Source organism: Pseudoalteromonas rubra (assembly GCF_005887095.1).
Classification (GTDB): domain Bacteria; phylum Pseudomonadota; class Gammaproteobacteria; order Enterobacterales; family Alteromonadaceae; genus Pseudoalteromonas; species Pseudoalteromonas rubra_E.
Genome location: NZ_PNCI01000026.1, coordinates 37,450 through 55,017 on the forward strand (window position 1 = coordinate 37,450; position 17,568 = coordinate 55,017).

At 51.3% G+C, this 17,568-nt stretch carries 3 protein-coding genes (1 of these 3 only partly in view); 2 read left to right on the forward strand and 1 reads right to left on the reverse strand.

Going from position 1 to position 17,568, the window contains the following annotated elements:
• Positions 1 to 6,956: the beginning of a non-ribosomal peptide synthase/polyketide synthase gene (locus CWB99_RS11960; protein ID WP_138686211.1), read on the reverse strand. It extends 20,581 nt beyond the left edge of the window; 6,956 of the gene's 27,537 nt are visible here — the first part of the coding sequence; its start codon is at positions 6,954 to 6,956; the stop codon falls past the left edge of the window.
• Between the two features lie 794 nt (positions 6,957 to 7,750).
• Between CWB99_RS11960 and CWB99_RS11965 the strand changes: the two genes are divergently transcribed.
• Together CWB99_RS11965 and CWB99_RS11970 are read left to right on the forward strand one after the other, a co-directional pair.
• Positions 7,751 to 11,086: a non-ribosomal peptide synthetase gene (locus CWB99_RS11965; RefSeq protein WP_138553219.1), complete on the forward strand. Its 3,336-nt coding sequence runs from the start codon at positions 7,751 to 7,753 to the stop codon at positions 11,084 to 11,086.
• A 41-nt stretch (positions 11,087 to 11,127) separates the two neighbouring features.
• Positions 11,128 to 17,568, forward strand: coding sequence for a non-ribosomal peptide synthetase (locus CWB99_RS11970; protein ID WP_138553218.1), 6,441 nt, complete (start codon positions 11,128 to 11,130; stop codon positions 17,566 to 17,568).

A 17,568-nucleotide genomic window follows, 5' to 3' on the forward strand; every position in this document is an offset into this window, starting at 1 on the left:
TGCACAGTCTGCTCAGACCCGTGACCCAGCTGCTCACGCACGACTGTAACTTGCTCCGGTGCCAGTAAATCAAGTGCATTGAGTGGCTCAGAAGGCGCAGCGCAACATACCGAGATAATATGCACGAACTGAGACAACATGCTGTTTATCATTGCCTCACTGAACAGACTCGTGGCGTAATCCACTTCGATACTCAACGCTCCAGAGTCGCGCTCTATGATATTCAGTGACAGATCAAACTTAGCGGCGCTTTGCTCTGGGGGCAATGTACTTACCCGGACACCCGGCAAGGCAAACGACGTCAGTCGTTCATCACTGGATAAATAATTGAACATGATCTGGAAAAGCGGATGACGACCATGCACGCGTTGCGGCTGTAAGAGCTCAACCAGCTGTTCAAATGGCAGTTCCTGATGCTCATATGCATCAAGGATCATGGCTTTTTGTCGGACAAGCATAGTGCTGAAGCTGTCTGTCCAGTCTACCGCGCTGCGCAGCACCACTGAATTAACGAAATAGCCAATCAGTGACTGAGTTTCTTCATGACGACGATTCGCCATCGGCGTACCCATTACCACGTCTTGCTCGGCGCCAAATTGTGCCAGCAGTAAGGCAAATGCGCTCTGTAATGTCACAAACGAGGTAACATCATGAGCACCCGAAAATGCTTTCAGCTGCTGGTTTTGCTTTTCATCAAGTGTCACCCGACAGGTATGCGCGGTATGCAGAGCCCCCTCAGGTGCACCATCTATCGGCAAACTGTGTAAACTCGGTAAATCGGTGAGCTGCGTCTGCCAGTATTCACGCAGTGACGGCAGCACATCTTGCTCAGCAAAGTGCTCACGCTGCCAACGTGCAAAGTCACTGTATTGTAACGTCACGTCATGCTGTGCTTTGGGGTCAATATACAAAGCGGATAATTCATTACCCAGCAGCTCGACAGACCAGCCATCCGCTGCGATATGATGGCACCATAATCTCAGCTCATACTGCTCAGTACCGAGCGTAAACAAGACGGCATGCAGCATAAGGTTGCTGGCAGGTGTCAGTGTGGTTACCACTTGCTCAGCCACTTTGGCAATGGCCTCTTGCTGTTGCGCGGTATTGTACTCACGCAAGTCAACCTGACTTAAAACCCTGTCCGGTACAGGGTTTACCCGAGCAGCAATCCCCTCCCCGGTGCGCTCAATGGAAGTACGCAACACGGTATGGCGAGTGAGCAGGCTAACCAGTGCTGTATCAAGTCGGGCAGCATCAACTGAGCCGTGCAATGCCAGGTGTAGTGGCAGTAAGTACCCAGCCTGATTGTCACTCATTTCACAGGCCAGCCACATCTGTTGCTGCGCAAATGACAATACGACGTCTGCATTGGGGTCAAATTGTATTTCACTGCGTACAGCACTGTCGGCTGCCTGAGGCGCTGGCAGCAGGGATGCCAGCGCGGCAATGTTTGGATTGGCAAACAGCTGTGTCATTGTCAGCGGATAGCCAAACACTTTCTTGATCATGCTGATCAGCTTGGTTGCCAGTAAGGAGTGGCCACCCAGCGTAAAGAAGTTGCTGTGCACACTGATCTGCGAGGCGTCCAGCGTTAAAACTTCTGCCCACATTTCGCAGAGCTTCACCTCAGTAACATCGCCCGGTGCAACATACTCATCTGCGCCACTCGCCTGAGGAAGCGGCAATGCTTTTTTGTTGACCTTGCCGTTCAGAGTCAAAGGCAGCTGAGGTATAAAAACAAAGTGGGTAGGTACCATGTAGGCCGGGAGCTGCGCATTCAGGTTCACCTGTAAAGCACGCTGCAGCTCAGCATGCGCGCCCTCAGCGACATCACCCACTGCCACATAAGCAACCAGCTGCTGGCGGTGCGCTGTTACAAACGCTTGCTGCACGACTTCATGCTGAGCAATAACTGATTCGACCTCGCCGGGCTCAATTCGATAGCCACGCAGTTTTAATTGCGTATCTGCGCGTCCCTGAAAAGTAAGCTGCCCTTGTGTATTCCAGCGCCCCAGATCGCCGGTTTTATAAACCAAACCAGGACCAAAGGGATTTTCAATGAATTTTTCCGCAGTCAATGCAGGCTGGCCCAGATAACCGGACGTGACGCCACTACCTGCTACCCATATTTCACCAATCGCGCCACGAGGTAACAAGGCACCGCAGTCATCGACCAGATAAATCTGCGCATTGCTTGCCACCCTGCCGATACTTGGTAAAGCTGATGTGCTGATATCACAGCATGTGGCATGTACCGTGATTTCTGTCGGACCGTAGTAATTGATGATGCTCAACCCGGTTTGAGCGGCAATCTCATTGAGGCGCGCCCATAATGACGGCGAAATCGACTCGCCTCCCATCCCCAGGTTTGGCATCTGTGCAACATCCGGCCATTGCTCGATAAATAGCTCACAAAATGAAGGGGTGACACAACAGTGAGTGAGCTGATGCTGACGACAAAACTCCGCATAACGCTCTGGATCCTGACAGGTCGCTTCGTCTGCCAGCACCACAGTTGCACCAGCAGCGACAGCGCCCAGCCCCAGCATGGAGCCGTCAAAGACAAACGCCAGGCGCCAGCCCCACCGTACATTACGAGGATCATGCGCCGAAAATGTATCCGTATCATTGGTAGTTAAAAAGTAGCTTAAGTTACGCTGGGTGACAATAACCCCTTTGGGCGTGCCGGTTGAACCGGACGTAAACAGCATATAGGCCGTATCTTGTGGATGGTTGATTACCGGTTGACAACTCACCCCCTGTGCAATCGCAACCCGTACATCGATAAATTCACACGCCAATTCTGGTGCCTTGTCAACTTCCGACACACTCAGCAAGCAATGGATACCAGCTTGGCTGGCGATATTATTAACTCGCTCAACCGGGAAGTGAGTATCAACAGGGACAAATGCCGCGCCACACAAATGGCAGGCATACACAGCGACAAGATACTCGACACAGCGAGGCATCATCACAGCAACGGCATCACCTTGCTCCACCCCGTTACTTTGCAAATAACCAGCCAATGCATGAGCCTGTTGTGCCAGCTCCCGGTAACTGAGAGAACGATTATCGTCAATCAGCGCCGGGCGGCCGTCACATTGTTCACTGAGGCGGTTCAGGCGTTGCACAAAGGACTCACCCAGCCCACGCTCTTCCCCTTTGCCAAGTGCCAGCACCGCCTCCCGGGCGGGCTGAGCTGTTACACTTGCTAACTGATGCAGAGGTTGAGTAGACTCTGTCAGCCAGTGATTCAGGGCCTCACAGAATTGCGACAGAATTGACTCCGCGGTCGTGCTGTCAAACAAAGCACTGTTATAGTAAAGGCTGGTGGTGAGCTGGTCATCCATGCTCTGCCAGATATCCAGGGTCAGATCAAACTTCGCCTGAGTGTCTTGTTCAGTCAGTACCTGAGCTTCAACCTCGCCCAGTGTAAAGTGTTCACGATGTGGGTTCTTGCCCAAAAAGTTGAATAAGATCTGAAAAATCGGATGAACGTGTTCCTGACGTGGCGGGTTGAGCGCATCGACCAAATGAGAAAAGGGAAACGCCTGGTGTACCATCGCCGCCATAATGGTGTCGTGCTGACTGGCGATAAACTGCTCAAGAGTGTGCTGACGATTAACCTGACTGCGAATAGCCACCGGATTAACAAAATATCCGACCATATCCTGGGTAGCCCGCTGTTGGCGATTCGCCATGGGTGACCCAATTACGACATCTTCTTCACGGCTAAACAGGCTTACCACCAGCGCAAATATACTTTGCAATACCACAAACTCTGAGGTGCCATGGCGCTTGGCGAATTCAGCTAACTGCTGACCAACCCCCTGTGGCAATACAACTCGTACCATACCCGCCGCGGGTGATTGCTCCTCATTGAGTGACAAATGACTGCGCGGTTTGTCGAGGGCAATACCATGCAGAGCCGGCAACGACTCTAACTGCGTCTGCCAATACTGACTCATGGCCTGCGCCTGCTCACTGCCCTCCCAGTGTTGCTTTTGCCAGCGAGCATAATCCCCATAACCTGCCCGCTCACCAGGCTCAACCGCATGCTGATAAAACTCACTGAGTTGCTGGCACAGTAAATTGACCGACCAGTCATCAACTGCGATGTGATGAAACACACAACATAAAAGGTGGCGCTGCTCAGACACGCTAATCAAACAGGCGTTCACCATCAGCGAACTGGCTGGTGTCAGTCCGCGGCCCAACTCAGCACGGACCTGTGCAATGCGCTGTGATTGCTGTGCTTCATCCAGCTGACTCAGTTCAATGTGTTGCAATGGCAGCTGCGTAGTGTCAGCGAGCTGGGGCTGCAACAGGCCGTCTTCATCCATCACCAGACGAGTGCGTAAGATTGGGTTATGTGCCAGCCACAGATCCAATGCAGCTTGCAAACGCATGATCTCCAGCGGGCCGCTAAGCGACAGTGTCAGAGGCACTAAATAGCTGTGTTGTCCATTTTCCTCCAAACCTTCGTGCTGACTGGCCAGCCACATCTGTTGCTGTGCAAAGGATACCACCGGACCACCTGCTGCATCAGGTTGCACCGAGATGGCGGGCAATGGGTTCGCTTCCTTTGCCAATGACGCAGTGTCGAGTTCAAGATGGTTTGCCAAATCCACTATGGTGGGGTAAGTAAGCAGGGTTTGAAATTCAAGGTCTGCTATCAACTGCTCGCTAATGGCACCCAGTATCCGCAGACCAATCAGGGAGTGCCCGCCCAGCGCAAAAAAGTGTGCAGTACAACTAAGCGACTCTTCGCGCAGTTCAAACGCCTGTGCCCAGATCGCTCTAAGCTGTGTTTGTAGTGGCGACTGAGGTGCGACGATTTCGCTGTCCACAGTCTCAGGCAAACGATGGTCTCGCAGTGCCCGGCGATTGACCTTTCCATTGGGTAACAGAGGTAATTCACTCAGGGCGACAAATTGGTTCGGTACCATATGCCCTGGCAGACGAGATGCGGCAAATTCGCTGAGTTCCCCGCCAGTGGGCGACTCTCCCTGCGCAACATAGAAGGCAACCAGCTGTTGGCTCTGTCCTCGCATAATGTCGACCACCGCTATACTGCGGATCCGGTCATGACGTGCCAGTTGGCTGTCAATCTCGCCCAGCTCGACACGAAAGCCCCGTACTTTTACCTGCTCATCGGCACGTCCCAGGAAGTAGAACTCACCACCGGGGCCTTGTCTGACTAAATCACCACTGCGGTACCAACGCATGCCACGATATTGAATAAACTTGCTGCGGTTTTCTTCTTCACGATTCAGATAACCTGAGCTCAGGCAAGGTCCAGCCAACAATAATTCCCCAACCGCACCGGGAGGCTGTTCATGACCCTCACTATCAACCACTAACGCAATTCTGGGCCCACATAACTTACCGATGGGAATACTGACACGCGACAAATCAGCCGGTGTTACCTGATGCCAGGTAGAGGTAATGGTTGCTTCAGTGGGTCCATAGGCATTAAATAATCGACAGCGAGAAAACAGCGCCAATTCTTCCCAGCGACGAACAATCTGGGGGTTCAGGGTTTCTCCGCCCAGTACTAAAGTATGTAACTGGGTTTGCTGCCAAAAAGCCATCTCGTTCGCTTGCTCACTGAGCAGTTCAGCGACCAGTGCCGGCGGTAGATCGGTACAAGTGATCTGATGTTGCAACAGATAGTCGGTCAGCTCCTGATGGCGCCACAGCCGCTCGCCCTTAATATGCACCGCTGCACCCGCACATAGTCCCACCCAGATCTGCTCCAGCGCGGTATCTACGTTTAAGGACGCAAATGACAACACGGCATCCTGATCTGATAACGCCAAATGTTCAGACATGGCGTGAATGTGCGCAGCAAAAGCATCATAGCTTATCGGCACGCCCTTAGGTAAACCGGTCGATCCAGAGGTATAGATAATATAGGCAGACAAACTGGTGTCTATCTCGGGTGGGTGCCAGACCTTGTTATGTGTTTGTGCCATCAGGACATCATACCGATAGCTCTTCACACCATCGAGAGCACTTTTGTGCTCATTAGCGGCATCTGTGAGCACACATTTGAGGCCTGCATCCGTCATTATATGTGCCAGCCTTTGTGCCGGATATCCTGGGTCAAGCGGTACAAAGGTCGCGCCTAAGCGCCATAACGCAAGCTGTGCCACCAGTGCAGCCACTGAGCCGGGCAGCATGACACCTACCCGAGTACCCGAGTCAACCTGCTCAGCAAGTTGTGCTGCCAGATGACAGGAGCGAGTCACTAAAGTGCGATAATCGATTTGCTCATCACTGTCACACACAGCAAGGGTTCGGGGAGCATGCTCAGAGAGTTGGTCAATTACATCGACAATGCTTTTAGGCGATTGCGTAACCGGGGGAGACAATGTCTCATGGTAATAGGCCAAGGTGTTCAAAGACTGATTTGGGTCAACCGCGACCTCTGTGATCACAAAGGTTAGCCAATCGGCAAGCGTCTCCACGGTTTGACGGTCTATCTGCCGGGCATCATAAAACCACTCAAGGTGCCCGGCAGATGACATGTTTAACAGCACAGTAAATGACAGACGTTCAATGTCTGCCTTGGCAGACTCTGTCACATGAAAAACCGGCAACAGCGTATCTGTATTCTCTGCCGGGTCTGTTGGCGCAGGGAGCGCTGCTGTTGACTGCGCACACACATAGTCGTGCCATTGCTGCACTGTCATCGTGGGGTCAAGATGTAAGTCACATACCTGTTCGGTATTGCTTGCTGAGCTAACATCAGCTTTATCTACATATCGCATCCTCGCTGGTGACATCTGGTAATATCTGGCATACACCAGTGCGAAGCAGCTAAACAACATCTGCGCTTTGTCTGTATTCAGCCTGGTTGCTGCCTGGGTCACTGTTGCAGCATCTAAGCTGGATTGAGCCAAACTGGTTATTTCCTTAGCCATGCCTGGATTAGCTCTGTCGACAATCACTGTATCTCTCCCGGTATTATTATATTTATAAAATTCAGTACATAAGGTCTTGCACTGGTTGTCATGCAAACCAGCGTGACTCTGTGTAACTCTGTTCATGTTGCCTGTGATTGGCTAAACCATTGTTGCAATAAGCGTCATATCTCTTGCCACACGATGCGCGCAACAACCTGAAACAAGATGCCTGACTCGGTGTTCCGGCACAGCAGTATGAGATGCCAGACACCCTCATAATGACCCAACTATTACTCGTTATTCGCAGAGCAAAGTTAGTGGTCGCTTAATCAACGACATACTCAATGCGAAGTTTTATTACCATGACAAGGACTCACACAAATACACCGAGTCACCCACGAGTTCTTTTTATGTGCACTCAAAATTTGAGCAAAATACACGAGGGCACATGTAACAAAGCAGCGAACTCAGATGTTATGAGTTTTGCGCAACACAGTTCATAAATCGCACAAAAAGTTCACTTTTCATCCCAATTTACACAATAAAATAAAACTCACAATTTCAATACTTAAAATTAACCACAGCAACACAAAACAGTTTGTAAGTGCATACAAACAAACATGAATTAATTAATTTGCAAGCACCAAAAGCCACTTAATACCTAATAAACACACAAGATGAGCACAAATCAAACTAAATTTGATTTTTTTTAATCTTGACAATTTCCAAGCCTTAGGTACTCTAAATCCAAATTGCAATAAAATGAAAACAACACCTTTAATTGCTGTAACAAAAACAACAAACAAAAATAACCAATTCTCTATATCCAAGGAGGCAACATGGATATCCAGAGCTTGATCCAGGAAGCAGATTCAGCAGGTGTTTCGCTGTTTATTGAAGACGGAAAACTGGGTTACAAGACGAACCGGCGGCTCAAAGATCGCTCAATCCTGTCTAGAATTTCGGGCCGGAAATCTCATATCATTGCCTACCTTGAAGGACAACAGGCTTCCCGCCTGTCAGGTGATGCGCCTGCATCGCTGAGCCAAAAACGTATTTGGCTGACACAACAGCTTCAGCCTGGTAGTACCGACTTCAATATTCCAATGTGGATCAGGTTCGACAGCAGCTGGGATACACACAAGCTGGAGACCACGATCCGAAATTTGATTTCCAGTCATGAAATATTTCATACCTGTTACTACGAAAAAGACGATGAGGTTTATCAGCGTATACAATCTGATTTGACACTCACTGTGGCTCATTACCAGTGTCAACAAAGTAGCGAACAAGATTTGACGGCGCAGGTACAGGCCTTCTCAGCTCATTTATTTGAACTGGAAACGGATATGCCGGTGCGTGTTGCCTTTTTCCATACCGCCACGGGCTGCGATCTGTGTTTGTTGTTTCACCATATCGCACTTGACGAAACCGCCTGTCAGACGTTTGTTGCTCAGCTGTTTACTTCGTACCAGCAACACACCACGCCAGCCACAGCGGAGCAATATCGCGATTATGCGCTATGGCAAAAGCAACACCTCTCGAGCCCAGCTTTTCAGCGCCATGCTGATGCGTTTATTGAGACCTTGCGCGGTGCGCCTCAGCTACATCGCTTACCGCTTAGAGCGCCACACGCGCAAAATACCCGCAGCACGGCGCAAACCATCCCCGTTACCATTCCCGATGCGCTGGCAGATTCAGTAAAGCAGCTTTGTCAGGAAGCACGGATCACCGAGTTTTCGTTTTATCACACCGTTCTGGCGATACTACTGGGCCACTGGAGTAAAGTGGATGATGTGATGTTCGGTACACCCGTGATCCATCGCCCGACAGCGAATATGGATCAGGTACTTGGCTGCTTTTTAAACCTGTTACCGCTGCGTCATCAGCTTGACTATAACTGGTCTTTTGCTGAACTCATTGACTACATCAAGGGTAAACAGAACGCGCTGATGCGCTATCAGGATGTGCCCTTTGAATACGTACTGGAGCAATTAAAACCGGCTCGCCAGCCATACGTGAACCCACTGTTTCAGATCCTGGTGTCTAACCACACCAGTACCGACCAAGCACATTCAGATACGCAAAGCTGGTCGTTTGTCAGTTCAGCACAGGCAACCTCAAAGTACGATTTGACCCTTAAGATTGTCACCGCGCCAAATGAAGCACGGGTCCTCTGGCAATATCGGGAAGACCTGTTCAGCACCGAGTTGATGACCATGATGAGCGACAGCCTGGTGCCCTTGCTCACACAATTAATGGATACCCGGGAGCAAACGGTAAAACGCGCCCTGACAGAGATTAAGTATCCAACTCTGGCGCAGCTCACATCGACACAGATTGCACCAAAACGCACCCTGCTTGGTGCCCTTGCTGAGCACGCACAGCATCAGCCTCACGCCATTGCACTACGCTGTCATCAGCAGCAGATAAGTTATGAATCTCTTAATAATCAGATTAATTTACTGGCACAAAACCTGCTAGACCAGGGACTCAAACAAGGCGATCACCTGGGACTGATGCTTGAGCGCCACTGTGATATGGTTATCGCAATGCTTGCAGCCCTGCGCCTTGGTCTGATTTACATTCCGATGGATCCTGATTATCCGCAGCAACGTCTTGAATACATAGCACAAAAAGGCCAGTGTAAGCTCATCCTGTGTGAACACACGCAGCAGCTTAGTGGCACTTTTGCTCAGATGACATTAGATGAGCTTAGAGCACAGCCAGTAGTACCGACGGACCTGGATCTGCTCCCAGAGTCAGATCAGCTCGCCTATATCATTTTTACCTCTGGCTCGACCGGGCAACCCAAAGGGGTCAAGATCAATCATGGGAACCTGGATAATTTCCTGACCAGTATGGTCACTCAGTTGTCACTGACTCGCCACGATACCTTGCTGGCGGTTACACCCATTTCTTTTGATATTTCGGTTTTGGAGCTGTTTGCCCCACTGATGGCTGGCGGTGAAGTGGTCATTGCACCACAGCAGCAAAGGGATGGTCTGAGCCTGAAGCAACAGCTCAACACGCTGCCAATTACTGTGATGCAGGCAACGCCTGCAGGCTGGCAATCGCTGCTTGATGCGGGCTGGGAAGGTAAACCGACTGTGCGCGCTCTCTCTGGCGGAGAACGCTTGCCGACGACATTGGCTCAGGCACTCAATGGCAAAGTCGCGTGCTTGTGGAATATGTATGGCCCCACCGAGGCAACAGTCTGGGCAACCTGCCAGTTGGTTGACCCTAATATCAGCCAGGATATACCACTTGGCCAGCCAATCAATGATTGCGCAATCCATATCCTCGACGAGCAGGGCAATCCCTGCCCGCCTCAGATGCGCGGGGAAATTGTCATAGCTGGTGCGTGTGTAGGTCAGGGCTATGTCGGATTAGCATCCCAGACTGCTGAGCGCTTTATCACACTGGACAGCCCACAGGGTCCCGTCAAAGCATACCGCACGGGCGATCTGGGCTACATCAATTGCGAAGGTGAGCTTTACTGCCTGGGCCGAAATGACCATCAGGTTAAAATTCGAGGCTTCCGGATAGAGCTACAAGAAATCGAGCGTCAACTTCAGCAACTGGCGGCACTGGAAAAAGTCTGTGTGGTTGTGCACACCATGCCAAACGGCAGTCAAAAACTCATCGCCTATTTTGCCGATCCGACGCAAACGCAAGATTGCGAGCAATTGCAATTTCAGCTCCGTCAGGTATTACCGGCCTATATGGTGCCAGATTTCATCATCGCGATGGACAAATTACCACTCACACCCAGTGGCAAGATAGACAGAAACCATCTGGCTTCACTGGAGCCCAGCCCGGAATACAATCAGCTCGTTCCCCCGGCAAATGATCAGGAACAGCAATTGCTGGAGCTTTGGAAAAGCCTGCTCAACCTGTCTGACATTGGCACCAATTGTAACTTCTTTGCCCTGGGCGGAGATTCGATCACCGCGATAAAGCTGGTGAGCCAACTACAGGCCCTGGGTTTCAATGCCAACAGTGGCCATATATTTCAACATCAAACCATTAAGGATCTGGCTCAGAGCCTGATCCCGAACTCTACACCCAACACTGCGCTAGCCAGCGAGCAGCAAATGCATGGCGTTGAGGTGATTGGTGATGCCGTATCAGAAGCGGATCTGCAGTCCTTATTTGATGAGTTCGAGTCCTGATTTTTAAAAATATAAAAAATATAAGAAAACAAGGAATACCCATGAGTTCTGTCAAAGAAATACAAGCTGTGTACCCGCTTTCGGCAACCCAACGAGGCATGTTGTTTTACCTGGTTAATGCAACAGAGTCAGACGAGAACTACCGAGAGCAGCTCAACCTCATCGTTGCAAAAGAGACCCGGATAGAGATCTTGCAACAGGCCTGGCAGGCCGTCATTGACCACAACCCGGTACTGCGCTCAGTGTACAGCTGGGAAAATAAATCTCAGCCGTTGCAAGCTGTGCTGGGTCAGTACACCCTGCCCTGGCATCAGCACGATTTCAGTGCAATGAGCGAACAGCAGGCCGAGCAGAGTGTCTTAGACAATAGCGCGCAGAGTCGCTGTAAACCGCTTGAGTTAGGCAAAGTGCCCCCAGTCTGGGTCGACTATTATTTGCTTCCTGAGCATAACCTGATGACCTTTAACTTTACCCACCTGCAACTGGATGGATGGTCCATGGCGCTGATCACCAATCAGCTTGAACTGGCTGTATCCCAGCTGCTTCAGGGTTCAGCTGTGACGCTGCCTCAGGGAGGTCAGTATAAAGACTATGTGAAATGGCTGCTGGCCCAGGACACCAAACAATCTTTAGGTCACTGGTATACTCATCTGGGAGAGCCGCAAGCAAGTGCTCCGCTCAAATTGCAGGGGTTTGCGGCCGAGCAGGTCAGTCAACAAAACTCTCAGGCCAAGCTCGGTTTCAGCGAGCAGGAATTTTCAACGCTCAACGATTTTTGTCAGCGCCAGGGGGTGACATTAAATGCCCTGATGCTGGGCGCATTTGGCTTGTTTGAAGCTCAGGTCAGCAGACGTGAAGACGCAGTCATTGGCTCGGTTGTCGCAGGTCGCCCGCACCAGGTGCCAAACATGGAAAGCATTGCAGGCTTTTTCAGTAATGCCCTACCAATCCGTATTGATGCACAGCACAACAGCGACTTCACCAGCTGGCTGAAACAGTTCCAGAGCACTTTAGTGGCATCATGGGATCATGCCCATGTCTCTTTGGAGCAAATTAAACAAGCGGTCAAAATGCCGATCACTGAGCATTTATTTTCTACTTTGTTTATTTTCCAAAACTTCCCTAAGCGTCTGGTCAATGATGAACAATCAGATGCGCAGCAAGCTCCAATGCAGCAAGTGGTGGGTTATGAACAAAGCCACTACCCGCTGACGTTGTATGTCATGGCATCAGGCGCACTCAGTGTGCACGCCAGTTATCAGTCCAAGCATTACAGCGCCGCACATATTCAGGCGTTGCTGGACTTTTACAAGACTTTCCTGCTGAACTGTGTTGAACAAGCCCAACAGTCGCTGACCCAGTTGGACCCTTACAGCCAGCATGTACTGACGGCTATGCCGGCAGCGGATTTTAGTACTCAGTGGGACAACAACCATCTGCACGGACATTTGGCCAAGCTGGGTGAACCGGGCGAATCAATTGCAATCGTGGATGCAGAGCTGTCAGTCTCATATCGCGAACTGAATACACTGATCAATGGCTGCGCACAACAATTGCAGGCGCAAGGTATTACAGCAGGTCAACGCGTCGCCATTGCACTCGACAGAGGATTACCTTTTATCGTCGCAACACTGGCAACCCTGCGCATTGGTGCCAGCTATATTCCGCTTGACCCTAAAATGCCAGCAAGCCGACAGGCATTTATTTGTGATGATGCGAAACCGGCCCTGTTGATCACCCGTGTCGCCGTCGATAGTCAGCTACCTTGTCTGAGTGCAGAGCAAGTCACATCCATACATGCCGATACACTGCTGGCAGCAGACGTTGAAGACACGGCAGAAGCCTACGTCATTTATACCTCTGGCTCTACCGGTAACCCTAAAGGGGTAAGTGTGCCACGCAGCGCCTTGCTAAACCACACTTTGTCAGCGATAGAGTGCTACGAAATTACGCCTCAAAGCAGCGCTTTGCAGTTTGCTTCAGTGAGCTTTGATACCGCCGTTGAAGAGATCTACCCCACCTTATTTGCGGGTGCCAAACTGGTGTTACGAAACGATGCCATCATGGCTGATCCACAGGCATTCATCGACTTTATTGCTGCCCATAACCTGAGTATCCTGAACTTCCCAACCGCATTCTTTATTGCCTGGAGTAACACCCTTGAGCAGCCACTGCCTGCATCAGTAAAGACAGTCATTGTCGGCGGCGAAGAGCTCACCCAGCAAAGCTTCAGCGCCTGGCACGCCTTCTGCCAGCAACACCAGCTGAACATTGATTTATTCAACACCTACGGCCCGACAGAAGCGACCGTGGTCACCACTCGAATTAAGCTGGATGAGTCACATCTGACCCTCGCCCGCTTGCCTATCGGTCGTGCCATCGACAACGCCGCCTGTCATATCCTGAGCCAGTCTCTGCACTGTCTGCCGGAAGGGTTTTTAGGTGAGATTGCCATATCGGGCGCCGGTCTGGCACGGGAATATCTGAATCAGCGTGAGCTGACCGATGCCGCGTTTGTTGCGCACCCACAACTTGGCCGCTGCTACCTCAGTGGCGATCTGGGTTATATCAAACAGGGCGTGCTCTACTATGCTGGCCGTAAAGACCACCAGGTCAAAATCCGCGGCTACCGCGTTGAGCTGGGTGAAATTGAACATGCCCTGGCGCAGCTGGAGGACATTTCAGAAGTGGTTCTGGTTGTTGTCGATAACGACCAGGGTGCTCAGGAACTGGCGGCTTACTACACCGCGGCAGTGGAGTGTGACTCTGCGGCGCTACGTGATGCACTGACAGAGCGACTGCCTGATTATATGGTGCCCAGTCACTGGATGCAGTTACCACATATCCCCAAAACCATTACCGGTAAGTATGACCGGAAAAAACTGCCGGCACTGGAGCGCAAAGTAGTCACAATCGATTTCGAGGATCACTACCTCAACTCACTGGCGGTGATCTGGCAGCAGTTACTTTCTCCGGAAACACTGAGCGAAGACAGCCACTTCTTCCGTTTGGGAGGTCACTCAATTCTGACCATCAAACTGCTGGCAAAAATTAAAGATGTTTTCCGCGTAAAACTGAATTTCAGCGAGATCTTTGATTATCCAACACTGGCAGCACAGGCTCAGCTGATCGCCCAGAAAGCGCGTAACAGCGAGAGCAGCCAGCAACTGCTGCCCAGCCTGACACATCGTCCGGAGCTGGACCGCTACCCCTTGTCGTTCCAGCAGGAACGCGTATGGTTCCTGCAGCAATTACAGAAAACCAATACGGCCTATAACTTCCAGATGACCTTCTATCTCGACGGTCCATTGAACATCACTTACCTGGAAGAAACGCTGGAAGAGATCGTTGCCCGTCATGCGCTGTGGTTCAGTACCTTCCATGATGACGATGGTGTGCCTTATCAGCGCATCGAAAGTCCGTTCAAAGTCGACCTGACTCCGCTGGACATGAGTCACCTGAGCGAAGAACAACAACGAGCAGAATTGGATGAGTTACTTCCTAAACTGACTCAGAAGCCATTCGACATTACTCAGCTGCCACTGATCCGCTGGAAACTGATCAAACTGGCCGAAGATTCTCACTGCCTGCTGCAGGTTGAGCACCACCTGATCCACGATGGCTGGTCTGTGGGTATTTTCACCAAAGAACTGCACGCCATCTACGAGGCCAAACTGGCAGGGAAAGCCCATTCAATGGCGCCGCTCAAGTTCACTTATGCCGACTTCTGTTTGTGGCAACGTGAAGTGATGTCTGGTGCCTACTACGAAGAAATGGAGCAATACTGGCTGGACAAGCTGGCAGATTTACCACCAGCACTGGAGTTGCCTTATGACTATCCACGCCCGCTGGAGCCGTCGTTTAGAGGTGACTCACTCATGTTCAACTTGGACTTTGAACTGTATGAATCACTGCGTACGTTTGCGCGCGAAAATGGCTTCACCTTATATATGACCATGATCGCCGCGTACTATGTGTTACTGCACAAATATAGTGGCCAGACTGACATTAATATCGGTGCCGGTACGGCGTCGCGTACCGCACCCGAGCTGCACCCTATCATGGGTATGATGGTTAACAGCATCGTGCTACGTACCAGCCTGGAAGGGAACCCAAGCTTCCTTGAGTTGCTGCAGCGCGTGCGTAAGACCTGTCTAGATGCCTATGCTTATCAGGACATGCCATTTGAACAACTGGTTCAGAAACTCAGCCCTGAGCGTATGGGACAGGCCAACCCCTTGTTCCAGACTATGTTCAGTTTCCATGATGCGGAAGTCCCTGAGCCAGACTTTGGTGGCTTGCAGGTTAATGGCCTGGTTAACACCAACAAATCGGCCAAGCTGGACCTGAACATCATAGTCGCGCCGCATGCAGAGCAACGCGTAGGACAAACTACATCACGACGCGCGGCAGCAGTTATGACCTGGGAATACAGTACCGATCTGTTTGCCAAAGAAACCATGCAGGAAATGGTGGCTAACTTCATGCATCTGCTGGCTAACCTGACCCAAAACCCGGATCAGCCTATTGACCAGCTGACGGCCATCAATGCCAGCTCTGCCAGTCAGCTGCTGATGAACGAAGATGAACTCGCATCACAGCTGTCACCTTCCGTTGCAACCCTGTTCGACCATCAGGTTGCGCAATACCCGAATAACACGGCCGTTATTGACGCAGACTCAACCGAGTACAGCTACCTGGCATTGCAACAGCGCTCTGCCAGCATAGCCGCAGCACTACAGGCACAGGTTACTGCGGGTGATACTCTGGGCCTGGTACTTAAACCCGGCTTTGAACTCTATGCTGCCATGCTGGCGGCGGCTCGTCTGGGTGCGAGTTATATGCCTATCGACCTGGACAGCGGTGAAATCCGTACCCAAACAATGCTTGATGACCTGGCACAGCTAAATGCCAGCCCGGTGATTGTTACCGATCAGCAGGCACTGACGCTGGCTGAGCGCTTCAACCTGGTACATGTCAGCGAAATTGCCGATATGTCTGATGCGCCATTGCTGGATTTAGGTACTCAGGACTTGGCGGCATACATCATGTACACCTCTGGCTCTACAGGTAAACCCAAAGGGGTTCGCATTCCGCAAGCGGGGATACTGCGCCTGGTAGAACAGCCTGATTTCATTGCCCTGGGCAGTGAAGACGTATGGCTGCAGCACTCCTCTCAGTACTTTGATGCTTCCACACTTGAAATCTATGCCCCACTACTCAATGGCGGTACTTTGGTTGTGCCAGCACAGAAGCGTCTGTCTTTGGCCCAGTATCAGGATTACCTGAACACCCACAACATCAGCCATATGTGGTTAACCGCAGGCCTGTTCCATCAGTTGGCTGAAGCACAACAAACTGCCCTGCCAGCATCGCTGCGTTATTTGCTGGCCGGTGGTGACGTGCTGTCTCGGGACAAAGTGCAAAAGTTTGTGGAGCACAATCCGCACTGCATCCTGATCAATGGCTATGGACCGACAGAAAACACCACTTTCTCATACTGTCAGCAACTCACAGCCGACGTCCTCGAAGCCACTGCGCTGTCACGCTCAGTGCCCATTGGTACAGCCATCAAAGGAAGCGAAGGGTTTGTGCTGGATGCGCAAGGCCAGTGTGTACCACAAGGTGGCATTGGTGAGTTGTATCTGGCCGGACTGGGACTGTCTCAGGGATATCTGGATAATGAGCTCAACGCACAACGCTTTGTCACTCATACCTTTAAACTGCATGGGATTGAACGCACCGTTCGCTTGTATCGCAGTGGCGATATGGTGCGCGAAAATGCCCAGGGACAGCTTGAGTTTATCGGCCGTAACGACAACCAGGTCAAGGTGCGTGGTTTCAGGGTTGAACTCAATGAAATTGAAGAAGTAATAGGTCAGCATCCTGACGTACAAGCCGTGTGTGTGGCTGTAACTGGTGAAGATAATCAACATCTGGCCGCGTACTATCAGGCAGACAAGAACCTGGACGATGCATTGCTGGATCACTGTCAGTCTGCGCTGATGGGCTTCCAGATCCCGGATTTCTTCGTTAAAGCGGAGCAGTTCCCGTTAACCAGTAATGGTAAGTTGGATCGCAATGCCATTATTGAGGCGAACCCGATTGATGTACGCAGTAAGCTGGCGCAGTTTGTGGCACCACAGACTGAACGTGAGCAGACACTGTGCGCTATCTTTGCACAAGCCCTGGGGCTGGAGCAGGTTGGTTGTAACGACAACTTCTTTATGCTGGGTGGCCACTCGCTGGTCGCAGTCAAAGTCATTGCCAACATCGAAGAGCTGCTACAGGCACACCTTACCCTGGTAGACCTGTTCACTGCCCCTACGGTCGCTCAGCTGGTCCGCAAACTGGACGAGCAGCAGCGCGCACCTCAGGCAGTGGATCCTGCCCATGCACCGGAACAGGCCGAAATCGACGAGCAACTGTCCGATCAGGAATTGGATGCCTTGCTGGCTGCGATGGATGGCGAGGAAAGCTAG